15 protein-coding genes are annotated in these 26,135 nt (G+C 53.9%); 9 read left to right on the top strand and 6 right to left on the bottom strand.

What is annotated here, in order from left to right:
- Positions 1-46: 46 nt before the first annotated feature.
- Positions 47-8,635 carry a glycoside hydrolase family 94 protein gene (locus J5224_RS09660; protein WP_264625174.1) on the bottom strand — a complete coding sequence of 2,863 codons (8,589 nt, stop codon included), beginning with the start codon at positions 8,633-8,635 and terminating at the stop codon, positions 47-49.
- Positions 8,636-8,924: 289 nt separating this feature from the next.
- Here J5224_RS09660 and J5224_RS09655 point away from each other — a divergent pair, with 289 nt between their 5' ends.
- From J5224_RS09655 to J5224_RS09645, 3 genes are all read left to right on the top strand, one after another.
- Complete coding sequence (locus J5224_RS09655) at positions 8,925-10,139, top strand: multidrug effflux MFS transporter (RefSeq protein WP_264625173.1); 1,215 nt, start codon at positions 8,925-8,927, stop codon at positions 10,137-10,139.
- 28 nt (positions 10,140-10,167) lie between these two features.
- Positions 10,168-10,830: an HAD hydrolase-like protein gene (locus J5224_RS09650; RefSeq protein WP_264625172.1), complete on the top strand. Its 663-nt coding sequence runs from the start codon at positions 10,168-10,170 to the stop codon at positions 10,828-10,830.
- Positions 10,831-10,914: 84 nt separating this feature from the next.
- A complete protein-coding gene (locus tag J5224_RS09645; RefSeq protein ID WP_264625171.1) occupies positions 10,915-11,424 on the top strand; it encodes a ClbS/DfsB family four-helix bundle protein in 510 nt (169 codons plus the stop codon).
- A gap of 94 nt (positions 11,425-11,518) precedes the next feature.
- On the opposite strand, the gene J5224_RS09640 is transcribed toward J5224_RS09645, so the two are convergent.
- Entirely contained in the window at positions 11,519-13,096 is a 1,578-nt protein-coding gene (locus J5224_RS09640; RefSeq protein WP_264625170.1) for a methyl-accepting chemotaxis protein, read from the bottom strand.
- A 638-nt stretch (positions 13,097-13,734) separates the two neighbouring features.
- Between J5224_RS09640 and J5224_RS09635 the strand changes: the two genes are divergently transcribed.
- The 5 genes from J5224_RS09635 to J5224_RS09615 all read left to right on the top strand — a co-directional run bounded on the left by J5224_RS09635 (position 13,735) and on the right by J5224_RS09615 (position 21,080).
- Positions 13,735-16,356 (top strand): EAL domain-containing protein, encoded by a 2,622-nt coding sequence (locus J5224_RS09635; RefSeq protein WP_264625169.1) that lies wholly within the window; start codon positions 13,735-13,737, stop codon positions 16,354-16,356.
- A 120-nt stretch (positions 16,357-16,476) separates the two neighbouring features.
- Entirely contained in the window at positions 16,477-18,432 is a 1,956-nt protein-coding gene (locus tag J5224_RS09630; protein WP_264625168.1) for an autotransporter domain-containing protein, read from the top strand.
- Positions 18,433-18,731: 299 nt separating this feature from the next.
- The gene (locus tag J5224_RS09625; protein WP_264625167.1) at positions 18,732-19,574 is read left to right on the top strand and encodes a transporter substrate-binding domain-containing protein; all 843 of its coding nucleotides are present in this window, start codon (positions 18,732-18,734) and stop codon (positions 19,572-19,574) included.
- Positions 19,575-19,591: 17 nt separating this feature from the next.
- Entirely contained in the window at positions 19,592-20,335 is a 744-nt protein-coding gene (locus J5224_RS09620; RefSeq protein WP_264625166.1) for an amino acid ABC transporter permease, read from the top strand.
- Positions 20,322-21,080, top strand: a complete 759-nt coding sequence (locus J5224_RS09615) for an amino acid ABC transporter ATP-binding protein (protein WP_264625165.1) — start codon at positions 20,322-20,324, stop codon at positions 21,078-21,080. Before J5224_RS09620 ends, J5224_RS09615 begins: the two co-directional genes overlap by 14 nt.
- Before the next feature lie 53 nt (positions 21,081-21,133).
- Here J5224_RS09615 and J5224_RS09610 read toward each other — a convergent pair whose 3' ends face one another.
- The 3 genes from J5224_RS09610 to J5224_RS09600 form a co-directional block, all read right to left on the bottom strand.
- On the bottom strand, positions 21,134-21,898 hold the full coding sequence (locus tag J5224_RS09610; RefSeq protein WP_264625164.1) for an HNH endonuclease: 765 nt from the start codon (positions 21,896-21,898) through the stop codon (positions 21,134-21,136).
- A 75-nt stretch (positions 21,899-21,973) separates the two neighbouring features.
- Positions 21,974-23,038 (bottom strand): glutathione S-transferase, encoded by a 1,065-nt coding sequence (locus tag J5224_RS09605; protein ID WP_264625163.1) that lies wholly within the window; start codon positions 23,036-23,038, stop codon positions 21,974-21,976.
- A 28-nt stretch (positions 23,039-23,066) separates the two neighbouring features.
- A complete protein-coding gene (locus J5224_RS09600) occupies positions 23,067-24,149 on the bottom strand; it encodes a helix-turn-helix transcriptional regulator (protein WP_264625162.1) in 1,083 nt (360 codons plus the stop codon).
- 207 nt (positions 24,150-24,356) lie between these two features.
- Between J5224_RS09600 and J5224_RS09595 the strand changes: the two genes are divergently transcribed.
- A complete protein-coding gene (locus J5224_RS09595) occupies positions 24,357-25,652 on the top strand; it encodes an MFS transporter (protein ID WP_264625161.1) in 1,296 nt (431 codons plus the stop codon).
- Between the two features lie 52 nt (positions 25,653-25,704).
- Here J5224_RS09595 and J5224_RS09590 read toward each other — a convergent pair whose 3' ends face one another.
- On the bottom strand, positions 25,705-26,130 hold the full coding sequence (locus tag J5224_RS09590) for a GNAT family N-acetyltransferase (RefSeq protein ID WP_264625160.1): 426 nt from the start codon (positions 26,128-26,130) through the stop codon (positions 25,705-25,707).
- Between the last annotated feature and the right edge of the window lie 5 nt (positions 26,131-26,135).

Below are 26,135 nucleotides of genomic sequence, written 5' to 3'. Positions count from 1 at the left end.
CCGGTAGCGGACCCACTGCCGTCCGCTACCGGTACGTAAGCAGTATTTATCCGGCTGCGCTATGACCTAACGCAATCTCCACCTGATGGGATTGTCCGTCATCGATGAGCGGTATTTTGCCTTGCGGCAGTTCGGTGCCGTCCAACGTCAGTCGGTATTCGCCGCTGCTGTTGCGCAGGGTGATGTCATAGCGGCTGTTGCCGTACTGATAGCTAAGGCTGGCCGATGGCCAATCGTGGGGCAGTGAGGTGGTAAGGGTGAGTTCATCACCGTGGCGTGCCACCCCCAACAGTGTCTCGACAATCAGACGATAGGCCCAGCCCGCCGAACCGGTATACCAACTCCAGCCGCCGCGGCCGGTATGGGGTTCGACGCTGTAGATATCCGCCGTCATCACATAGGGCTCGACTTTATAGCGCGCCGTAGCGTGTGGGGTCAGGCTATGGTTGATCGGGTTGATCATTGACCAAAGCTCCCAGGCGCGCGCCCGATTCCCGCTATGCGCAAACGCCATGATCGCCCAAATCGCGCCATGGGTGTACTGTCCGCCGTTTTCCCGCACGCCGGGCACGTAACCTTGAATGTATCCCGGGTTTGGCCCGTTGCCATTAAACGGCGGGGTGAGCAGTTGGATGAGTCCGGCGTCCTGATTGACCAGATAGGTATCCAACGCCTTCATCGCCTGTTCACTGCGTTGCGGGTTGCCCGCGTCTGACAGTACCGACCAGCTTTGGGCAATGGCATCGATTTGACACTCCGTGGACAGGTGCGATCCCAGCGGCTCGCCGTTATCAAAATAGCCACGGCGATACCAGGCCCCGTCCCAGGCATAGTTTTCAATATTTTGCTGCAATTGTACCGCGTGTTCGCGGCAGCGGGCGGCAAGCGTGTGTTCCTGACGGCGCTCGGCCAGCGTGGCAAAGCGCTGCAAAATATCGTACAGGAAGAAGGCCAACCAGACGCTTTCGCCTTTGCCTTCCAGTCCTACCAGGTTCATGCCATCGTTCCAGTCCCCGGCTCCCATCAGGGGCAAACCGTGGCGACCGGTGGCAAGCCCGTGTTCGATAGCGCGCACGCAGTGTTGCCACAGCGTTTCAGACTGCGCGCTGACCACGGGCTGCTCGTAGGCCGACTCTTCGCCGGGAAGCAGTTGCCGCCCCTCCAGATAGGGCACAGCGTGTTCCAGAATGGACAGATCGCCCGTGGTTTCCACGTAGTGGCACAGCGCCAGCGGCAGCCAGAGATAATCATCCGAGCAGCGGGTACGCACGCCATTGCCCAACGGCGGATGCCACCAGTGCTGTACATCCCCCTCGATAAACTGGCGTGAGGCACAGAGTAACAGTTGATCGCGCAGCCGCTCGGGGGCAGCATGACTGAGCGCCAGCGTGTCCTGAAGTTGATCGCGAAAACCAAATGCGCCGCCGGATTGGTAATAACCGCTGCGCGCCATGATGCGACACGCCAGCGTCTGATACAGCAGCCAGCCGTTGGCTAACAGGTTAACGGCGGCATCGGGGGTATTGACGATGACTTTATCAAGCATCTGGTGCCAGTAACGGTGCACGTCGTCTAACTCACGCAGGGTGGCCGTTTCGTTCAGGTAACGCTCAATCAGCGCTTCGGCCTCCTGAGGGGTGTTACCGATGCCGAGTGCGAACACCAGCGTCTGACGATCGCCATCGATCAACGTGACAACGGATTGCACGGCGGCACAGGGGTCGAACCCCGCCCCGGTTTTCTCCGACAGCCTCGCATGGGCCAGGGCCGCAGGGCGATAGCGCGAACCGTTGCGTCCGAGAAACTCGCGCCGATCGGCGGTGAAGGTACACTGTGCACCGCTGACGGCGAAAAATGCCGTTTGCTCCGAACCGTTGCTGCCATAATGGTTAGTGGCGAGAATGCCGCAGCCTTTGTGCACAGTGGCAGGGCGTGTTGCAACGTGCCGCGCGCTGGAAAGGCGTGAAACGCCGAGCACCCATTCCACGTAGCCGGTTGCGGAAAGCGTGCGCGTGCGGCCTGAACGGTTGTGAAGGGTGAGCATAGCGAGTTTCACCGGGGCATCCAGTGCGACCAGTACGGTTAATTCGCTGTCGATATCGGTTTCGCGATGGGCAAATACGCTATAGCCAAAGCCGTGACGCGACAGGTAAGCCCCCTGACCGCGTAAGGGAAGCGTGGTTGGCGACCACACGGCACCGCTCTCTTCATCGCGCACGTAAAAGGATTCGCCCGAGCGGTCGCTGATCGGATCGTTTTCCCACGGTGTTAACCGGTATTCATGGGCATTTTCATACCAGGTGTAGGCTTGCCCCGCTTCTGAAACGACACTGCCGAACTGGGCGTTAGCCAGCACATTTGACCAGGGAGCGGGGGTGGTGTCACCCTCATTCAACACGATGTGATATTCCCGTCCATCCGCAGAAAATCCCCCGAGTCCATTGAAAAATTGCAGGTTGTGTGTGTCGGGATGCCAGGGATGGTAGTGCGCGCTGCCCTCTGTCGCTCGCGTCACTCGAGGGGGGGGAGGTGCAACGGTACCTGACAGTTTTTGGGTCAACTGTGTCGAAAGGTCACCGGCCCGATCGTCAAGTAAAATATGCGCCACGCTCATCAATAATAGGCGATCTTCGGCGGAGAGCTGTTCACCGTTGCGCACGAAGATGCCGCCCGGCTTGTCGATTTGATTACCTTCTGCGCTGGCGGTAATCAGGTTGATGATGCGGTGATGTAACTCTTGTTGGTAGCCACCCTGACGGGTGTTAAGGATAACCATATCCACCTTCAGCCCTTTTAGCCGCCAGTAGTGGTGTGCCTGAATCAGTGCGGCGATCAGCGTCATGCTTTCATCGCTGGTGACGGTCAACAGTGCAATCGGTAAGTCGCCAGAGATTCCCCATCCCCACAGACCCGATTGCCCACGACGGTTACGCGTGATGACGTGCCCTTCGGCGCGCAATTCCGCCACGGGAAACAGCACGGCGCTGGCAAGGCGGTTGAACAGGGCGGCGTCGTCTTCATTGGCATTGATTTGCCGTAGCAAAATATGACTGTGGGAACTCGCCACTTCAAATACCCGGTTGGCAATCGGCCCATCGCGGTATTTCTCCATCAGCGCCTGACTGTGCGTGCGGCTTTCTGTCACGCCATAGAACACGTCTATGGTGACCGGAACGCCGGGGGGCAATACCACGCACTGGCGTATCGCCAGGATCGGATCGAGTACGGCACCGGCGCTGTTACTCAGTGGACCGGGTTGGCGCAGCGCGGTGGCCGTGGCGGGAACATGTCCGCGCCCCAGGAAGGCGGCGCGGTCAGTATCAAATGACACCGTACTTTCCACCTGTCCACGCACCACCGCCATGTGGAATAGCCAAGGCCCGCGCTCTTCTGGGGCGCGTGGGCGACGGTGACACAAAATGGCATCTCGGTCAGGGTCCAGTTCAGTTTGCACAAACAGGTTGCTGAATGCCGGATGGGCCAGATCGCTTGCCATGGGTGCCAGCACCACCTCGGCATAGGTGGTCAGTGCAAGGGGGCGTGGGTGACGGCCACAATGCAGCAGAGTGATGCGGCGCAGTTCGATATCATCTTCCGGTGATACTACTATGTGGGTTTTCACGCGCAGGCTATCCACTTTGCGGGTGAACTCAGCGCCGGCATCCGTGAAAATCACCTCGCAGTGACCAGTCTCACCGCCATCGTTTTGCCCGGTGGTGTTCCACACCTCACCGGTTTGTGGATCGCTGAGATAGCAATAATTTCCCCAATTATCGCAGGTCGTGTCGCTGCGCCAGCGGGTGAGTGCAATGTCCCGCCATTGGCTATAGCCACCGCCCGACTGAGTGATCATCAGGTGGTAGTCATTATTGGAAAGCAACTGCACTTCAGGAAACAGCGTATCGGCGTCATGAAAGCGCCGCGGGTGGTATTGCACAGGTTTGAGGCGACCGTCATAGGTATCAAAGTGCCGACGTGGACTGTAGAGTTCAATGGCTTCAGGAACACGTTCTTGCAGCAGCAGGCGTGCAGATTTAAACGTTGCGCTGGACATAAAACGTTCAACCATCGGCGCACCCAATAACACATGAGAGAGCGCCTGAAAGGCCATGCCCTGATGGTGTGCCATCCATGAGCGCACGATGGCATAGGTCTGCCCGCTGGCTAAACGTGCAGGGGTGTAATCCAGCGCTTCATAGAAACCATATTCACCGTGAGCACCGAGTTTTTTCAACCGTGCGAGATTATCGCAGGCTTTATCCGGGGCGTTCATTAGCGCCATCAGCGTGGCGTAAGGGGCGATCACCGTATCATCAGCCAACCCGCGCCGTAAACCGAGCCCCGGCACACCAAACGCGTGATACTGGTAATTTTTCGCGGCATCGAAAGCGTAATAACCCGATTCGGAAATGCCCCACGGCACGCCGCGCGCTCGTCCCCAGCGTATCTGGCGCTCGACGGCAGACTGGTTCATCTTCTCCAGCAAACTGCCAGGGTAGGTCGGCATCACCAGATTGGGCATCAGATATTCGAACATGGAACCGCTCCAGGACATCAGCGCCGTTTCATTGTCAATTTTGGTGAACAGGCGACCCAGCGCCGACCAGCTTTTCACCGGTAACTGATTGGTGGCGATAGCCACGAAGCTGGTCAGGCGGATTTCTGAGGGCAGCAGATCGTAATGGCTGCTGTCCAGCGCGTTGTTTTCGACGCTGAATCCCACACTGAGGCGGTTGGTGTTGGTGTTGTAGAGAAACGCAAAATCCATCTGAGCATGTTGGTGCAGACGCTGTTCGAGGTCGGCCATCAGGCTAAGTTGTGCGAATGCCGTGCGCACCGTTGCTGCGTCAGGCGTTCCCGTTCCGGCAGGGGTGGCGTGCGCCAGCCAGAAGAGTGACGGTAGCGGGGCGCCGCCCCAGTCCTCCGGCAGCCAACCAAGCAGTGTGGACCAGGCGTCGCACAGCGCACTTATTTGTTGATGAAGGCGTTCAACCCAGCGGTGAACCTGCTCCTCATCAGTGTGGCACAAGGTGAGCAATCGACTGGCGAGGTCACGCATCTGCATCAGTTCGCCCAACAAGGCCGCAGGTGCGAGTGCGGCAGCGCGGGTGCAGTGGCGCTGCATTTGGCGCAGTGTGGTTGGCGCATTACGGCCCCAGAGCCTGACCAGAATCCGTAGCGTATCATCAAGACCGGCCACAACCTGTTCGGCATCAAAAACCGGCTGGTGACGCAGTGAACGCAGGGCGGCGTGCAGTGTAAGCAAGTGACCGGCAAGATTGCCACTGTCAACGCTGGAAATATAGCGCGGGGCCAGCGGAGTCAGCGTGCGAGTGTCGTACCAGTTATACAAATGGCCTCGATAATGCTCCAGTTTATCCAGCGTATCCAGGGTGGCAGCGATACGTGTCAGCGCACCTTCCAGCGGCAGATAGCCGAAATCACGGGCGGTTAGCGTTGCCATCAGCGACAAGCCAATGTTGGTAGGCGAGGTGCGATGGGCGATGCCTGCGTGCGGCGTTTCCTGATAATTGTCCGGCGGCAGCCAGTGGTCGTCTGCGGTGACAAAGGTATCGAAAAACGCCCAGATTTCCCGGCTATTTTGTCGCAGCCGTCGCTGCTGCTTACTCGTTAACGCCGTTCGCTGGCGTTGTGGTTGGCGACTCATCCAGCACATCAGTAACGGCGTGAGGCACCAGAGCACCCCAAGCGGCAGAGCCACCACCAGCGACAGGGGGGCAAACTGGGTGCTAAGCAGCGGGAGTGCCAGCCCTATTACCACGTTGAGCCACATGGCGCGGTAAAAATGCACGGGTGTGGTGTCGCGCTGCGCGTTGCACTGTGCAAAGGGGATCCACTGATTAAGATTACGGCGACTGACACTCAGTCGCCACAGGGTAATGGCGATGGCGTGTAACGAATACCCTGCGCGGTGCGGCAGTGTGAGAATCTCGACGCCCATACGCAGTAAACGTTGGCGCGCGCCGCGAATGACTAACCGCATATGCTGCTCAAACGGACGCCGCCGAGGCTTGCTGATGATGTCTTGAAACATGGAGAGCAGCGTGGGCAGCAGCACGGTCAACGTCAACGCTGACAGCCAATAGGCCTTGTTGGGTACAACCAACAGGGCGCAAATTAACAAGGTTAAAAAGGCCGGTGGCACTAGGCTGCGGCGCAAATTATCAAACAGTTTCCAACGTGAAAGCAGGCTCAATGGGTTTTTGCTGTGCGATCCATCGGCGCGCATCACTTGGGGCTTTAGCCAGTTAAGCAGTTGCCAGTCACCCCGAATCCAACGTGTGCGGCGTGCCACATCGGTCAGATAATGGTTCGGGTACTGTTCATAGAGCAGCACGTCGCTGACCAGCCCCGAACGGGCATAACAGCCTTCCAGCAGATCGTGGCTTAGCACCAAATTTTCCGGGCACACCTGCTGCGTTGCGGTAACGAAGGTATCCACATCGTAGATGCCTTTACCGACAAAAGAGCCTTCGCCAAACAGATCCTGATAAATGTCGGATGACATCATGGTGTAGGGATCGTTGCCTGCCGCACCGCTGAACAGCGTGGCATAACGGCCTTGCCCGTAACGGGGGATCTCCTCTGCCATGCCTGGCTGCAAAATGCCATAACCTTCGACCACGCGCTGGCTGGCCGGATCGTACCTCGGGTGGTTGAGCGGATGTGCCAGCGTGGCGATCAGTTTGTGTGCGGTGTCGCGCGGCAGTACGGTATCGCAATCAAGCGTGATCACATACCTGATCGTGTTTACCGGGCCCGTGGCGTTACCGACAATGTGGGAAAATTGCGCGTCGGGGTGGCGCAGCCAGTGGTTTAACAGGGCCAGCTTACCGCGCTTTCGCTCATACCCCATCCATACCCCTTGTTTGGGGTTCCACGTGGGGGCGCGGTGCAGCAGGTAGAAAACCGGGTCGTTGTTACGGGCATAGCGACGGTTGAGCGCGCGGGTGTGTTCGTCTGCCCATGTCAGGAGGTCGCTGTGCTCCTGAGTGCCAGGGGTGGCACTGTCCACAAAGTCGGTGAGCAGCGCAAAATAGAGGTGCGCACTGGTGTTCGCCAGATAGCATACCTCGAGTCGCGTGAGCAGTTTACGGATGCTCTCTCGGTTGGTCAGCAGGCAGGGGATCACCACCATGCTACTGAATGCCGCGGGTATCTCGCGGGAAAAATCCATACGGGGCAACGGCGTAGGCGTGCGGCAGCGCGTGGTTGCTTCACTCAGCAGGAAAGTGGCTAACTGACTGGCGACCAACATCAGCGGCACGACCAATAACCACAGCGTCCAGCTCATACCCTGTTCGTGGGTTTTGAGCAGCAAATGGGCGGTGAATGCCGTGGTGAGCAGGCTAAGGCTACCCAGCCAGGACAGCAGCGGGATCTGATTAAAACCGTCTCGTAATCGTGCCAGCCATGAAATGTCAGTTGCCAGTTGTTGTTCCAGCCGCGCTCTGCCATCGCCAATCAGATAGTAGCCTACATGGTGGGCAGTGGTGTTAGCATCCCCTTTGCGTGTCAGGGCAAGCACCTGCTGTGCAATGTCTCCCTCGCTGTGGCGGCTATGGCGGGCAAGCATCTCAATCACGTGGCGATAGTGATCCCGGGTATCAAAATGCATCTCGGGATAGACCCCCGACGGGTCCTGTTGCAGCGTCCGGTCAACCAGACTCATTGCCTCGGTAAAATCGGCCCAGTGGGTTTCACTCAGTAACCGCAACCCGTTAATGCTGTTACTGACGGAAAGCTGCTGTGCGGCAAGTTGCTGACTAAAGCGCTGCGTCAGTGCATCAGCGGTAGTGCCGCTATCTGCCAGTTGCTGTTCTAACCACGCCAGCGGCAGCATCAGCAGATTGCCTCGCCCCTGCAAGCGGCGTACTAACTCGGCCACAAACGCGCTGGTTAATGGCGGTTTGGAACGCGCCAAATCGGCAATCACCATCACCAATTCTGACGGGCGTTGTTCGGCGCAGACGACAAGTTTGCTCACCCAGCGCTCTGCTAACTGACGAGCTTGCTGGATGTTTGCCACCTCAACGCTGACGCGGCGCAAATTATCGATCAATGCCAAGCGCAGCATACCGGGCAATGCCCAGAGTTCTCCCAGCGTGAGTGGTGTCACCTCTTGATAGGCAACAATAAAATGACTGAGGCTCTCTTTATCCCAACGGCCATCGCCGTGGGCGATAATTTCGGTGGCAATGTCATAAATACGCGGGCGGCGGTGAGGTGGGAGTAAAACAGGTAGCCCTTTGCCAAAATCCTTGGGTAAGTGGTGCCTGACCAGACGGATTTGTTCTTCAACCAGATAGTAATTATCCAGTAACCATTCCCCTGCGGGTGTAATGCTGGCTTTATCGGCGGCACTGAGCATCGAGCAATGCCGAGTGATGACCACCTCATTCTCCGCCAGCCGCCGGGTTAAATGGTAGGGAATTGATGTATCAGAGAGTTTATGGGATTGCGCCAGCGTTTTTCCGTACTGTGCCATTTGTGCGCTGGAGAACAGTGCCGCCTTCAGGGGGGCATCATCAGCGCTGGGCGTCGAAGACCATGTTAAGGACGGTTGCTGCTGTTTTAGTAGAGAGGAAAACCATTGCGTTAAACGTATTTTCATCAGATAACTCATCATCATTTAAGTCTACCCTACGGAAAAATTGATCTGAGTATAGATTAAATGTCGATTAATTGATCTTTGTGCGATATTAAACTCTGTTATTGTAACTGAAAATGACTTTATTGACTGATTATTAATTTGGTGCAAAGTAATAGCGACAGTGGTCATGAATTCAATTCATAACGTTATTGCACTTTTCAGTGATTAATCAGGCGCTACCCGTCAGGTAGGATGCGACAGTACGCTGGCTCTTCTGATGGCCTTGGCGCTAACTGCTTAGTGAATAAACATGAATCAACTGCAACAACCCATTACCCGCAAACGATTACAACAGGGCGGATGGGGGTTTATTGTCATCCTCAGTGCTTTGATGGCTTTTACTTCACTCTCTACCGATATCTATCTGCCTGCGATGCCAGTGATGGGCAGCGAGCTGCGTGGCAATGCTGAATTAACCATTACCGGATTTCTGGTCGGCTTTGCCATTGCGCAGCTAATCTGGGGACCAATCAGCGATCGCATTGGGCGACGTAGGCCGCTGTTTATCGGTATGGTACTGTTTGTGATTGGCTCTATCGGCTGCGCTTGCTCAACCTCTATTGAACAGATTGTGTTCTGGCGTGTTTTCCAGGCGTTGGGGGCCTGTACCGGGCCGATGCTGGCGCGTGCGATGATCCGCGATCTGTTTGCCCGCACGCGCGCCGCCCAGATGCTCTCCACGTTGGTGGTAGTGATGGCGATTGCGCCGATTGTCGGCCCACTGCTGGGTGGGCAGATTATTCGCGTTAGTATCTGGCCGATGATTTTCTGGCTGCTGGCAGTGATAGGCATCGCGATGTTTATTTCTTTGTTGTGGCTGCCGGAAACGTTACCGGTAGAAAAGCGCGTCAAGGCGTCGTTTACCGATGCGTTTCGCAACTATTTTTCTTTGTTGAAAAACCCAAACTATCGCCGATTTACTCTGTGCGTGACCTTTTATTATGTCTCGGCCTATGCGTTTATTGCAGGATCACCGTTGATCTACATTCGCTATTACGGCATTGATCCGCAGCACTATGGATGGCTTTTTGCGGTGAATATCATCGGAGTGATGGCCCTAAGTCTGGTCAATCGCAAATTAGTACAGCGTTTTAGACTGGAAATACTCGTAAAATACGCCACGCGGATCGCGGCGTTGGCCATGCTGGTTATGGCGGTGGCCGTCAAAATTCAATGGGGCGGCAGTCTGGCTATCGTGGTACTGGTGTTTATTTTCTTCTCCATGAACGGAATCGTGGCCGCAACCTCCACCGCTGCCGCGCTGGACGCCGTGCCGACCATGACTGGATCGGCTTCGGCCTTGATCGGCGCATTACAATACGGTAGCGGTATTATCTCCTCGCTGTTACTGGCGTGGTTGAGTGATGGTACGCCGTGGACCATGGCATGGATTATGGCGTTGTTTACCGTCGCCAGTGCCGCGATGGTGACCAGCGTCAGCGCTAAAACGGTATCAGGTAACTAAGATTAAGGAAAAGGTTAAGGAACAAGGGATGAATGTTATTTTTGATATGGATGGCACGCTGGTTGATTCTGTGCCGGGCATTCGCGCCAGTCTCGCCTACGCGCTGGAAAAACAAGGGCACCGGTTGGCCGAAGACACAGATATCACCGCCTTGATTGGCCCACCGATGGATCAGATTGTCGCGACGCTACTGGCACCGTTTGGGGACGATCGTGTGGCGCAGACGGTGACGCTCTATCGTGAACATTATGGCCGCATCGGATTACTTCAGGGATTAATGTATCCAGGTATACAGCAGGTGCTTCAGACACTGCACGCAGAGGGGCATCACCTGTTTGTCGCCACCTCCAAACGACAACCCTTTGCGGAACGAATACTCGAGCGTCTCGACATCAGCGCGCTGTTTGACGATATTCTCGGTACACCAGTGGATGGCAGTATGGACGATAAGCGATTGCTGGTCGCGCATCTGCTCGGCAAACAAGGGTTGCAGCCTTCCTCATCGGTCATGGTGGGCGATCGTAAAGAAGATATGGTTAGCGCGCAGCATAACCACTTGTTGTCGATTGGCGCACAGTGGGGATATGGCTCGCTGCAAGAGTTGACCTGCAGCGGCGCAAACCGGCTGTGCCAATGTCCTGTGGATTTGCTTCCTGCTATTCATGCGCTCGCCATGACGTCCACGCGTTAGTATCGGAGCACGATCACGGTCTGGATTATCCACGCGTTTTAGCCTTAGCATTCGAGTGTAATTGGGTGAATGCGAGGAAAGTGAATGGCTGTTCCGCAAGATAAAACCGCGTTGTTAGCGGCAATCAACAGCGAATTCAGTAAGCTGTGCCGTGAATTTGCGCAGGTGCCTGCCGCATTAGTGGATGAACAAAGTCTGCCGGGACACGCGAAGGACACATTGATGAGCGTGAATAACCTGGCGGCCTACTTGTTAGGCTGGAACGAACTGGTGCTGAAATGGTTGGCGCGGGATGCTGTCGGTCAGCCAATCGACTTTCCTGAAACAGGCTTCAAATGGAATGAACTGGGTCGGTTAGCGCAAAAATTCTATCGCGATTATGATGCACTCCCTTTCACTCAGGTGATTGAGCGCCTTATCGCCGCTCAGGCACAGATCGTTGCTCACATTAACACCAGCAGCAATGAGCAACTTTACGGCCAGGCATGGTACGGAAAGTGGACGCAAGGCCGCATGATCCAATTCAATACCGCTTCCCCTTATAGCAATGCGCGAGGGCGTTTGCGTAAATGGCGTAAGGGGCAAGGCTATTAGCACATTCAAAACAGGTGGCGTTGCCTGAGCCCAACGCGTTCGCTGTCGAACGCCTGGCGCGAGATAAGGCCGCTCGCGTCAGGCGGTTTTCGGCTTAGTTCAACCGTGCCAACGTGGGAAGGGTGTCCGTGCCGTCGTCAACGCGGAACTGAGCCACGGTGCGCGACAAACCCTGAGCCTGATCGCTGAGCGATTTGGCAGCGGCCAGTGCTTCTTGCACCAGTGCGGCATTTTGCTCCGTGCTTTGATCCATCTGCGCGACTGCCAGGTTGACTTGCTCGATACCCGAGCTTTGTTCTGCACTGGCGGCGCTGATTTCGGCAACGGTGGCTGTCACGCGTTGTACGCTTTCTACCACTTCGCTCATGGTGACACCGGCGCGTTTCACTAACGTGGTGCCTTCATCCACCTTGGATACCGAGTCATCGATCAGACCCTTGATCTCCTTGGCGGCTGATGCGGAGCGCTGTGCCAGCGTGCGCACTTCGGTGGCGACCACGGCAAAACCGCGTCCTTGCTCACCGGCACGTGCCGCTTCAACGGCGGCGTTCAATGCCAGAATATTGGTCTGGAAGGCGATGCTGTCAATCACACCGATAATGTCCACCACTTTACGCGATGAGCCGTTGATGGAGTCCATGGTATTCACCACTTGTTTAACAACATCACCGCCGCGAATAGCGACGTCGGAGGCCGACTGTGCCAACGTATTGGCATTACGGGCATTCTCTGCGTTGTTATGCACCGTAGAGGTGAGCTGTTCCATGGCAGCGGCGGTTTCCTGCAACGCACTGGCTTGCGATTCAGTGCGTGATGACAGGTCTTCGTTGCCGGAAGCAATTTGCATCGATGCGGTGGTGATAGAGTGGGTGCTGCTGCGAACCTGGCTTACCAAATCGGCAAGTTTATTGCGCATGGCGCTGATGGCAAACAAAATGCTGCTGTCGTCACCTGGACGCGTTTGCACTTCAACGGTTAGGTTGCCGTCGGCGATTTCACGTACCACTTCTACTGCGTATTGCGGCTCGCCACCCAATTGACGTAACAACGTGCGCAACATGTTCCAAGCCAACAGCGTAGTGGCAAGTATCAATACGGCAACGAGCGCCAGCAGCATCAGCGCATTGCGCCAGAACGTTTGCTGAATATCATCAATATAGTCGCCAGTGCCGATAATCCAGTCGAAAGGTTCGAAGCGCGTGATGCCGTAGAGTTTATCCACCAAGCCGTCGGTACCGGGGCGCATGCCCTTACCCGAGGTGAAAGCCAGCGTTTGGCCCTGCTGGGCCGCCTGCTTAAGCGCATCACGGTTACGCACGCCGGATTCCCGGCCACCGTTGGCATCAACAATACCGACGCGTTTCGCATCAGGGTGAACGTAGTTCACGTCATCGCTGTAGCCGAGCACGAAGAAATAGCGCGTATCTTTATGAAAGCTGCCAATGGCACGTTTTGCTTCGGCCATTGCTTCGTCATGACTGATCTGACCCGCTTTTTCCCGGTCATACGCTTTTTGCGCGGAGGCTTGCGCTAACTCAACCAGCGTTGTCAGGTGGCTGGTGCGCTCTTTCATCAGCGAAGAATAGAGTGTATTCAACGCGACAGCAGATAAAATCAAAAGACCCAATAGTGTTGCGCCGCAAAGCAGCATAATCCGAGTGCGTAGTTTCATGGTGTAGTCTCTTCTCTCATTTTCAGGCAAATCAAGCGTCACACTAAGGCGCTGGCATAGTGTTTCAATAAGGAAATGTCGGCGTTATTCAAGCGTGCAGTCTGAAGGTGCAGGAAGGGAGGGATGACTCACCAACCGCCCATCCTTGGCAGCCGCAGATAACACTTACAACGTAGTACCCTCACACCACCTGCCGTTTTATTAGGCAGATAAATCCATATTATTTATTGGTTTTCCTTATTAATACCTCTATCGGCAGGGTAATCGGCTTCTTTATAGAAAAATGGCCTTATGTCAGTTTAGTACCATACTTATACAGTCTATGAATGGCGTTGCTATGGCATGATAAGTTTTTATCATTATGAAATGACTGAATATTTAGCATGCTAATTAACAAAAAATGTCAAAAAATTATTTATTTCATGGATCGAGTTAACGTGTGTTATCACCGCTATTTGCTGTGAAAAAGTTATTTTTCCACATGACAAAAAAAACATAACGTGCGTTTTATGCTGAATATTTGCATATGAATGATATTTTTATTTGTGTCTTATGGGGATGACCTCTGGAATTAACTTTTTTGGCGTGGAGCCTCTGATAAGGGACGATCGCGGTTCATATAATGAGGAGCTAAAACAATGTTTGAAGCACTTAACAGAGCCGAATCACTCTCTGCCGAGGTCATTGCGCAGCAATTCAACGCATTGGATCAGGTTATGGCGATTGCCGAGTTTGATCTCGACGGTAGGTTGCGTCGAGTCAATCAAAACTATCTTTCGCTGTTTGGCTACCGTGACGATGAGATTTTGGGGGGGGATCACCGCCAATTTTGTTTTCCGGCGTTTACCAACAGCCCGGTATATGCAGCGTTTTGGGACAGTCTGTGTCGAGGCGAGTCCCATTCCGACCTGGTTGCGCGTCAGCACCGCGATGGTGCTCAACTTTGGCTTGAAGCCACCTATATTCCGGTGCAGGGTGAGGATGGCGAGGTGCAGCATATTCTGAAAATTGCTATGGACGTCAGCGCCAGAGTCAAGCACGAACACGATCAAAATGAACGGCTGCGGCGTTTATCGCTGGTGGCTGATGCGACGGATACCGCTGTGCTGATCAGCGACGCGCAATGGCAGATTATCTATGTCAACGTCGGTTTCGTGCATATGTTTGGTTGGACGGCAGACGAAGCCATAGGGCAACGGCCGATAGCGTTGATTTCACCCCAACAAGATAGTGTGATGGTGGAAGGGTTGCGCACTATTTTGCGTTCGGGCAAATCGTTCGAACGAGAAGAGGTTTTGGTAGGGAAGCATGGGCAGCGTTATTGGGCAAAAGTGATCTCGAATCCGGTGATGAACGCCGAGGGCAGCCTGTTGTACACCGTATCGACGCTCACCGATATTACCAGCGCCAAGATGCATGAGGTGCTGCAGCATCAGGCTCTGGAGGCGTTGGTCGCAGAACGCCCGCTGTCGGAAGTGCTTAATCTGATGTGTCGTGAAGTGGAGCGTATAGCACCCGATATTGCGGCCACTATTTTAGAGGTCGATAATTACGGCAAACTGCATCCTCTGGCTGGGCCCAGTATGCCCGATGTGTATTCTCAGGCACTGGACGGCAGCCCTATAGGGCCAAAAGCCGGATCCTGTGGCACCGCAGCATTTCGCAACGACGTGGTGATTGTGGATGATATTGCGACGGATCCACTCTGGGACGGTTATCGCCAGTTGATTCTGCCGCTCGGTTATATCGCCTGCTGGTCTACGCCGGTTCGCAACAACCATGGGCAGGTTATCGCCACCTTCGCGCTCTATTTTCGCACGCCGCGCAACACCATGGCGAGAACGTTTCATCAAGGCCTGATCGACGCCTGTACCCATTTATGTGCGCTGGCGCTGGTACGTGAGCATGAACGCCAGCGTATGCGGCAACTGGCGTTCTACGACAGTTTGACAGGAATGCCTAACCGAAGCCTGCTCGAAGCCACTACCGATCAGGCCATTGCTGCCGCCACCCGCGATGGCGACGAGATGGCGTTTTTGTTTATCGATCTCGATCGCTTCAAAAAAATCAACGATTCGCTCGGACATCCCGCAGGGGATGAATTGTTGCGACAAGTAGCCGCTCGCTTGCGCCATGAGTTGCGGGCAGTGGACATTGCCGGGCGACTTTCCGGTGACGAGTTTGTAGTGATTTTGCCTGGATGCGGTATGGCCCAGGTGGGTGATAGCGTCGAGCAAATCCAGTCAATATTGGCAGAACCCATGGTGCTGCTGGGTACCAGCGTGTCGATATCCGCAAGCGTTGGGATCGCCATGTTTCCGGCTGATGGCCGGGATTTGGATACGCTACTGCATCGCGCCGATATGGCGATGTATCAGGCCAAAAGTGGCGGGCGCGGGCAATCCCGTTTCTACAGCAATGAAATGAATCAACTAGCGCAAGAGCGTCTTGTGTTGGAAACCGCACTGCGTCAGGCATTGAAACTCAATCAGCTCTCTTTGCACTACCAACCACAAATTGAGCTGGCAACCGGGAAACTGTACGGTGTGGAAGCGCTGGCGCGCTGGACGCACCCGGAACTTGGCAGTATTCCGCCGACGCGCTTTATTCCGCTGGCAGAAGATTGTGGATTGATCGCCGATTTGGGTCGCTGGGCGCTGCGGGAAGCCTGCTGCCAACTGGCCGCCTGGCGTGATGAAGGACTGCCAGTGCCCTCGGTTTCCGTTAACTTGTCACCTACCAGTTTCCACAATCTCGATTTGCCACGCATGATTGCGTCTACACTCGCCAGTCATGCGTTGTCACCGGAGCATTTAACCCTCGAGCTTACCGAGAGCGTTCTACTTGATACCAACCCCAACACCATGAAAACCATCACTGAAGTGAGTGAGCAGGGGGTGCGTCTGTCGATGGATGATTTCGGCACCGGCTATTCCAGTCTCAGCTATCTGCGCCGTTTGCCGGTAACCGAGCTGAAACTGGATCGCAGCTTTGTCGCCGATTTAGAGGCGGATGAAGCTGCGCGGGCGTTGAGTAGCGCCATTTTAGGGATCGGCAGTAGCCTGTCCTTGACCGTGGTGGCTGAGGGTATTGAAACACCGGCGCAAAATCGCTTTCTGCGCGAGCAGGGTTATCCGGTGGCGCAAGGTTACCTGTTTGCCAAACCGATGGCTCCCGACCAGATGGGGTGCTGGTTAGCGGAACGCAAACAGTGTGGTGCAGATGGTTCAGTCTCTATTGAGGATATGGAGCGTCACTAACCCCGCATTCAGGCTGATTGTTTCCTAATGTTTCATATTATTAACGTATTAACAAAAAACTGCATAAACCCTTACGCTGGAAACTGTTACACCGGCAAAAATAACAAGAGGTAGCAGTATATGATAAAAAAAATAGCAGTGGCTGTGGGATTGGCGTGTCTTTCTTCTTCCGCATGGGCGGTGGACTATGGCGATTATGCACAGGTGACCGTGGATCGTCTGATCCATGATTACCCTGGACGCTATCGCGGTACCGATAATTTTGCCGGCGCTGCGGATTGGATGGAGCAGCGTATGCTGTCCTCAGGATATACCGCCGTCAGGCAGGACTTTACCTGGACGGCTGGGGGCACCTCACGTGCATCGCAGAATGTGCTGGTTTACAACCAAGGGTTAAGCAGCGATTACATCATCACCGGCGCGCATTTTGACACTTACTTCAATCGTCCGACGCTACAAGGGCTCGACGACAATGCATCTGGTGCTGCTATTCTGACCGAAATTGCACGTAATTTCAGCGGCGTGCAAACAGAGAAAACCCTGGTATTTGCCGCTTTTGGTGCGGAAGAAGAGGGGCTGCGTGGCTCGCAGGCATTGGTCAATGCATTGCGAACCGAAGGCTATGACGGCAATCTCAAGGCGATGATCAACATGGACAGCATGATCACCGGCGATATGCTCTATGCCCATGCGGGTGAAAATAGCGTAGCAAACCCTGCGCTGACCAGTTTGCGCGAACACACCTTTCGAATCGCCAAAGAGCTTGGCATCGAACTGTTTACCAACCCGGGTCTTAATAGTGAGTATCCAGCCGGTACCGGCTGTTGCAGCGATGGTGACAGTTTCAACAATGCCTTTAACATCCCGGTGCTGTATATGGAGGCGACCAACTGGGAGATCGGTGATTTAGATGGTTATGAGCAGACCACTAATCCTGCCATTCCGGGGGGCGCAACCTGGCATAACCCCGCCCTAGACAACGAAACAGTCCTGACCGATGCGCTAGGACCCGATCGCGTGGCACAGCGCCTGAGCGACGTTTCTCGCCTGATCTCACGCTTGCTGCTGGAAATCTCTGATACCGACCGTCTGCATTCTGCGATTTCGGCGGCCACTATGCAGCGTGCCATGGAAGACAGTGTGAAACGCCAACATCAGTCGTTGGCGGATCTTCACAGCCAGCGCTGGTTGATGCTCCAGGATTTGCCCCGTCGACCAGGATCGCTGGATGGCGCCGTCGGGATTGAAGGGCAGCAACTGCCATCTTCCGGGTTCGATCTGGCTCCACAAAAAAATGCGCGTGCGGTCATGGCCTATGCACTGCTGGATTATACACTGAGTGACAGTGTCACTGTGGGCGGTAGCCTAAGCGTTATGCGCAATACTGATGAGTTGGAGCGCGATGGGCACCTGAAAAGTGACACCTGGCAAGTTGGGCTCTACTCGCTGTGGCATGACGGTGGGCCGCTGTGGGCGGCGGGGGATATTTCAGGCGGGCGCGCTTCAATCGATACCCGTCGTGATGTGCACATTCAGTCTGCGGGTGGCCCGGTGCTGTTGGATAATACGCTGAGCGGTGAAACAGAAGCCCAGTTTGTCAGCACGCGTCTGATGAGCGGTTATGATTTCTCACTGGGTGCATGGCGCACGGGCCCGTTGGTAGAAATGGATTATACCCATTATCGCATTAACGGCTTTGATGACCGGGAATCGTTACGCACGGCCGTTCGCTATGAAAAACAGAACCTGAACTCGCTGGAAGCGCGTCTTGGCTGGCGTGTGCGCGGTAATATCGAATTCAATCCTACATTCTCACTGCACCCTTATGCGTCAGTCAGTTGGGTCAATGAGTTGGCTGATGGATTAAATGACCGTTTTACCGTTCATGCGCGCGATGGTGGCGGAGCGCGTAGCGTGCAGGTGGCATCACCGGATAAACATTTTGGTCGTGCCACGTTAGGTTTGCAGTGGGTGACGGCAAAACACCTAAACGTCTACACCGAAGTGGGCAGCCGTTTTGCCCATGATGACGGCGCTCAAACGCAATATACCTTAGGCCTCCAGTGGATGTTCTAATAACCCCGAATTAACCTTTTCATTCACCTGCGATAACAAAGGTTGTCGCAGGTTTTTTTTTGCTAAACATATCTGTTTTCTGCATTTAACTTTGCCTATCGATACGCGCATAATTCGAAAAAATATTTCAAGTACAGTTTTATTCTCCTTTGAGAATAAGCATCGGCACGGTATTGGCAAAAGGGCCTGATGTCTCACTCTGGCACTTTCCACATCAGCGAGCCGCGTTGTAACACTAACATAGCGCATGAGAGTGGGCGCAAAATAACAACATATTTCTTACCATCAGGATAATCACTATGAATTTACAGATGACCAAGCACGCGATTGCATCGTTCTTTTTATTGGGTGCCGGTGTGGCTATCGGCGGTTTTTATGGCATTGAGCCTGCCAATGCGGCTACGGCGGATAAACCGGTCAATATCGTTATCGCCACCTCGGCTGGCCCGCGGCCCTTTACCTATTTTGATAAGGATAATCAACTGGTGGGCTATGATATTGATCTTGCCAGAGCGGTGTTCAGCCATCTGCCGCAATATAAGGTCTCATTTACTACCACTGAATTCCCCTCAATACTGGCCGGGCTGGATTCCGATCGCTTTCAGGTCGGCGCAAATAACTTCGCTGAAAACAAACAGCGCAAAGAAAAATATATTTTTACCCAGCCGATATTTGAAAACCAGTTTGTGATTGCCATCAGCGAAAAAAATGACAGTATTCATTCCCTGAAGGATCTGCTGGGGAAATCCACGGAAGTTAATCCGGGGATCAACTTCACCACCGCGTTGGAAAAGTATAACCAGCAACACAAAGAGAATCCGGTCAAGCTGAAGTACACCGAAGCGGAACTGTTACCCGTATTACAAAATGTGGAGAGTGGTACAGCTGACTTTCAGTTGATTGATAAATCGATGCTGGAGCAGTACATCGCTGAGTATCAGTTGAAACTGAAGGTGATACCGCTTAGCAAAGAAGAAAGCGGACTTATCGGTGCACCCTACAGCTATTTCCTGATCGCCAAAGGCGCGAAGGGCGAAACGCTGGCGAATGACATCAATGCGCAGCTTCAAAAACTGATCGCGGATGGCACGATAACAGCGATCAGCCAGAAATATTTCCACGGCGACTACGCACCAAAATAAAATAAGGTCTGCGCTGAATGCCTACTATTTTTGACATAAAATTGGTTTTTACGCAGATCCCGGCGTTGCTGGAGTATTTACCGGTAACGCTGTTGATCACCGCGTTTTCGATGATCGCCGGTGTTATTCTGGGGTTTGCAATTGCAGTAATCAGAATCAAACGTGTCTGGTTGCTTAATTCCGGTGCGGGCGTGTTTGTCTCTTTTATTCGTGGCACGCCGCTGATCGTTCAGCTCTACCTGACCTATTACGGCATACCGATTCTGTTAAAATATTACAATTATTACAACCAGACTGATTACAGCGTTAATGATATTCCCTCGCTGCTGTTTGTGCTATTGGCCTTTTCCCTCAATGAAGCGGCGTATAACTCAGAAAGTATCCGGGCGGCGCTATTATCGGTGGATAAAAAGCAGATCGAAGCAGCGCAATCGTTGGGTATGACGCCACTTCAGGTGTTGAGGCGCGTGACGATCCCCGAAGCCTTTGTGGTCGCATTGCCCACGTTAGGCAATGCCTTGATTGGTTTATTGAAGGGGACCTCATTAGCCTTTGTCTGTTCGGTGATTGAGTTAACCGCGCGCGGCAAGATCCTGGCGAGCAGCAACTATCGCTATTTCGAGGTGTATGTCTCACTGGCGCTGATTTACTGGGCACTCACCATTATTATTGAAGCGCTGATAAACGTGGTTGAAGCCCGAATTCGGATACCTGAGCGACCACGGATAAATAAGGAAGCGATAGCCAGTGATAAACATTAAACATTTATCGAAAACCTTTCAGAGCGATATCATCCTGAATGATATCTCGTTCCATCTGGCGAAAGGGGACGTGATGGCGATTATCGGTTCCTCAGGTGCAGGGAAATCAACCTTGCTGCGCTGTATCAACCGCCTTGAACAGCCAGAACAGGGCGAAGTGACCATCGCGGGCGAGGTTTTCAATCTTGCAACCTTGTCTCGCCGTGAACTGGTTCGTTTGCGGCAAAGTACCGCGATGGTGTTCCAGCAATTCAGCTTGTTTCAGCAAAAAACGGCGCTGGAAAATGTGATGGAAGGGTTAACCATCGTCAAAAAATACCCGAAAGAGAAAGCAAAGAAGGTGGCGATAGCCCAATTAAAAAAGGTCGGTCTGGCTGAACGTGCTGATTATTATCCACGCCACTTGTCCGGTGGGCAGCAGCAGCGGGTGGGAATAGCGCGTGCGTTGGCGATGGAGCCGCAAATTTTGTTACTGGATGAGCCGACATCGGCACTGGATCCCGAATTGGTGACAGAGGTTCTGGATGTGATTAAACAGGCAGCGCTGGAGGGCAATACCATGATCATTGTGTCCCACGAGATGGATTTTGTGCGTCAGGTGGCCAATCGAGTACTTTTTTTGGAAAAGGGACGCATCATTGAGGATGGCAGTGCGCAGCAGGTGTTTGATAATCCGAAACATGAGCGCACCAAAGCCTTTCTGGCCCGCTACTACCGGCGGTTAGAACCCGAATACCAGATTTAGGCAACACATATCGCTCCCTGATAACCCGCGTTAGGGGGCGTGTTTAACGTGACTTAGTGCGTAGTGATAAAGATATGCGTGCGATGGTACGCGAGCTGGTTGACATCGGGCGGGAAAGCAATGGGCGGTCTTAGCGTGTGTCCTTCATATTTAGCGAAACTGTCTTCACTTACTGCACTTTTTAGCTGCTTGATTCGTGGGGAAAGCACCAATTCGAGATGCTCGTTAAAGGTTATCAACCCGCGATCGAAGGCTTTGTCATGCAAGCTCGAAAGGCATAAACCGTTACTCGGATTAAGGCGATGTTCAACCGCGTTATTCCAGGGACGGATGTGACTGGCGACCAGCAGCATCGGTTCTTCCAGACCGGTTAAGCAACAACGGTTTTCGTAGGCGTCCAACACCCTTTTGCGAAACAATTGCTGTCCGACACGCGCTTTGACGATAGTGGTTTTTTCTTTGCCGCTGAAATCCGCTGTGGGAGTGTCTTGCAACGCCGTCAGTGGTTTCTCCAGCGTGGCCATCGCGGATTGGCAGTGTCGTTCGAACGCGTCACTATCCAGATCCATTTCCTGCCACAATTCACGATCCGCTTTTGATGCGCCCGTCAGGCCGCGACGCCCTGATTCGATAATAAAAGGGTCTAGGCTGGCAATGTTCACCAGCTTCATCGCCAGTGCCGACGGTGTGCGGCCAATCAGGCCAGCATAATGGATAATATCAGGATTGAGCGCATGCAATTTTCCAAAAGGGATCTGGCTGTAGAGCGTAAAAGCCACCAGCAGTTGTTCCCGCGTCCAGCGATTTATGGCCGCCATAAGCGATTTCCCGGCAAATAATTCAAGGTGTTATCTGTGACCTTTACTATGCCAGGCTTGGCGGCCATTGAATACCTATACGTTTGTTGAATTCACCACGCCCGTTCTCTCAAGCCAGGACCAATAGCGCTCCGTGCCCGCACCGCCGGGCCCGGAGGCCAATGGTGAGCCACTCAACGCATCACGTTGGTGGGGCGCTTGCCAGCGCGCCAACGCCGCATCGTCGGTAACGCTTGCAATGCGATCGCTGCCAAAACCGTAGCGATAGGTGCCGTCGGCCTGTGGTAATAAACCGGTAGCGACCTTATCGGCATCATCGGCAAAGCCCGGCGTAGCGAACAAATCGCGCGCATAGGCCCACAGGTGTGGGAAATCGCTGATGGCGAACGCGGTGCCCAGCTCGGGAGGCAGACTGGGGCGGTATCCCCGATCATAGGACAGCAACGTTTGGAATAAACGCACATCGGAATCGGTAATCTGCGCCCCAAACAGGTAGCGCCGGGTCGTCAGACGGTGGTCGTAATCCGCCAGTCGCGCTTCAAAGATATTTTTAGCGACGCGCGCGGCCAACAGGGAGTTGGCAAACAGAATTTTGTAAGGCCCATTGTTGACATCGTCAAAGATCTGCTGATTAAGCAGATCGATGGCGGGGCGCAACGCGGTGGGGTAAAGATCCGGTGCAGTTGCGCTGTGCAACGGTGCCCACGCCGTTTCGAGATCGTAGGGAAGGGTATGGTAGTCGTTGTTGACCACCTTCCCGGTTTTCACATCGACCAGCGTGGGTACAGTGCCGCGCCCGGTGTAATCAGGAATAGTGCGTCGATAGAGATCGTTGAGTCGCTTCACGCCGAGCACTGCATCAACGCCGTCAGGCTGACCCGCAAACAGCCAGCCGTCGCTATCGCGATGGGATACGTATCCCACGGAAATCGCTGCTTCCAGCCCCAACAGGCGACGTAAAATAAGGACGCGTCGTGACCAGCCGCAGCCAGCGCTGACGATCAGACGATAGCGGCCCGCTTCGACCGGCAACTGATGACTTCCTGGGCCGAAACGGGTGGTGAACGCGTTACTTTGGCGGCGAAACCCGCCATCATCGGTTTGTTCGACGGTTTTTTCTGGGTATAGCACGGTAGACATAACAACTCCTAACCAGGGGCACTGGCGATCATTTTAATGAATGTAAAAACTGTTCCTGACCACTGCGGTAGTCGGATGGACTGCTGCCGCACCAGGATTTAAAGGCGCGCCGGAAGCTGCGTTCGTCCGAGAACCCTAATCGTTCGGCGATATCAGGTGTGGTTACTCCGCTGCGCAGCAGGCGACGAGCTTCGGTGAGTCGTACTTCACGCGACAAAATGGAATAACTGGCTCCTTGCTGATCGAGGACACGAGCCAGCGTGCGGCGGCTGATGCTAAGCCGTTGCGCCATGTCGTCGGCAGAATGAATGGTGTCCAGATGTGCACGCAAAAACTCCAGTAAGCTGTGTTTATCCCGCAGACGGCCCGCGACGGTTGCTGCCAGCCGTTCGGCCTGTGTGCGCAAAGTACTGTTCAATGCAGGAATGGGGCGGTTAAGCCACTGGCGCGAAAAATCGATCTGTGCGATGCCTTCATCAAAGAACACCGGGCAGCCGAAATAGTGCTCAAGCGTGGATTTGGCAATGCCGCAGGAGCGGGTAAAGCGCACGCTGTCAGCAATAGGGATGCCCGGCGTGTGGGAGCGGGACACCGCAAAACAGTTCACAAAGTGAAAGTGTTCAAGCGTCGCGCGCAGCTCAGGATCGTAAAATCGGGGAATATGCAGCAGACTGAGCCCTCCATTACGGTTGGCTTCTGGCACCGCACTCCACGGCGTTTGGAAATGTTTGGCGCAAAAACGAATGCTTTCTTCAGCATTGTTCTGTGTCATTGCAGCTAGGCTGATCGCACCAAAGCTGGTGTAAGTAATCTGCGCTGCATGGTTGAATAAACATGCGCTCCTGTCTTTATTTTTCCCTAACCAAAGACGCTCAAAAATATAACGCAGTTCCTGATAAGAAATGGTGGCGGATGACCAATCTCGTCGGGTTGGTTCAATATTAACATGTTGCTGTAATACGTCGGTGAAAATAGATGTATTGGCTGAGGAAAGTAATAAGCCTGATATTTGAAATAATGTAAAAAATCGGTCATTGGTCCCGAGCGGCTGGTTTGTCGGGACAGGGTTTCTGCTGTTTAAAGACAGCGTATCCGCGCGTTGCGATTCCATTTTTCACCTGGTGCTTTGTGGTGATGTCATCATGACTAAAAATGTAATCAGGATATCCCCTCAATAGCAATGCAATAAAACAGCTAACGAAAGTCTGTTTTTATCTATCTGTGGCACGGATTGTCCTTTTGCCGTCAGTACCGGTTATTAAACAATAGCGATAACGACCGATGGATTATTGAAAATAGTATTGGTGAGGGCATTGCCATGGCGGTATCGCAAAAAGAATTACTGAGTGACTCGTATTATCAGGCGTTGCCTGCAGCATCCGGTTGGCAGCAAAACAGCCATCTGTCGCTGGCGTTTATCTGGATGTTGGGCGTGGTGTGTGTGTTGGACTCCGCCATTATTTCCTCCCTGTTGACGCCCATCAAAGCGGAGTTTGGTTTCAGCGATGAGCAAATGGGGCGTTTCTCCTCCATGTTCACCCTGGCCGGTATCATTGGTGCGCCGATTATGGGCACGTTGGCAAACCGCTTTAACCGTAAAACGGTGTTATTGATCGGCGCGACGGTGTGGAGCGTGGCCTCGTTGTCGACGGGGCTCGCCACCGGGTTTATCGGCTTGCTGTTGTGGCGCGTTCTCACCGGTTTCAGTGAGGCGGCCTATAACACGGTAGCGCCGGGCTGGTTGGCCGATCTTTACCGTCCACGCTGGCGCAACGTGGTGTTTTCGTTATACATGTTGAGAAATAAAATTGGCACTGCTGCTGCGCTTGCGTTGGGTAGTCTGCTCGCCAGTGAGTATGGCTGGCGCACGGCGTTTTTTGTCGCAGGTTTGCCGGGTATTGTGCTGGTGTTGCTGTTGCTGCGCGTAAAAGAGCCGACCATTGGCGCAATGGATAGTGCACAGACGGCGAATACCACACCCGAAAAAACCGGGATACGAGACAGTCTGGCGGTGTTCCGTTATCCGGCCTACGTGTTGCATACGGTTGCTTTGCTGCTGTTTTTTATCGCTATGTCAGTGCAAATCTGGATACCGGCTTATTTGCATCGCGTTTTTGCACTCACCAATCCGCAGGCCTCAGGCTTTTTGGCACAGGTGTTGCTGTATACATTGCCAATGGGGCTGATTGGCGGGTATTTTTCCAGCCTGTTATTGCGTCAGTATCGTTGGGGATTTCCGCTATTTTTAGCCAGTACCTCACTGCTGGCGGCGCTGGCATTTACATTAGCCTATAGTAGCCCGACGTTGTCACATGCGCAGGTGGGGATTGCGGCGGGGATTGCTGCCTTTGGTTTTAGCGCTGGAACCTTGACCACGCTGATTGTGGAGACAGTGCCACCGCAGTTGCGTAACAGCGCCATGGCCTATTCCATCGTTCTGACGTCCGGTCTTGCTGGTGTCATTGGCCCGGAACTCGTTGGTCAGTTGTCCGATCGCTATAGCTTGGGCATAGCAATGTATGTTGCGCCGGTGGCCTATGCCAGTGCGGGAGCGGTGTGGTTGGTATTGGCTCTGTGGCAGACGCGAGTGCAGATAAAAACGACAGCGGAGTAACTGGGCATAAAAACAAAGGGCACCGTTGGTGCCCTTCTTTGTTAGCGTGTCTTCAACTCAACGTTTTGGTCACACGAATCAATGCAAACAGCCCACCCTTGATGATGTCACCTTCGGTCTGATAGCCCAGTTGCAGATAAAACTGTCGCACGTCCCATTTGCTGGTGATGAGCACCTGGGTAAACCCCAATTCTGCCGCCCAGGCTTCCATCTCACGGATCAGCAGGCTGCCGATGCCTTTACCCTGATAACCCACCGCAACGCTTATCCGCTCGAATTTTGCCTGCCCGTGATAATGACGCAGGCGGCCGGTAGCCACGGGTATTTCACCGTCCATGATCAGCAGATAGTCGCAGTTATCTCCCGGTTTTTCGTCGATCTCACCGGAAATAGTAATATCCAGGCTTAACGCCACTTGAATACGGAGGTAGTGGACGGCAGCGAGCTGCCAAGGTTCTGCCACTCTGATTATTTCCATTTTAT

Source organism: Candidatus Symbiopectobacterium sp. NZEC135 (genome assembly GCF_025962695.1).
The sequence above is the reverse complement of the archived record's forward strand: the minus strand, read 5'-3'. Positions and strand labels throughout refer to the sequence as shown.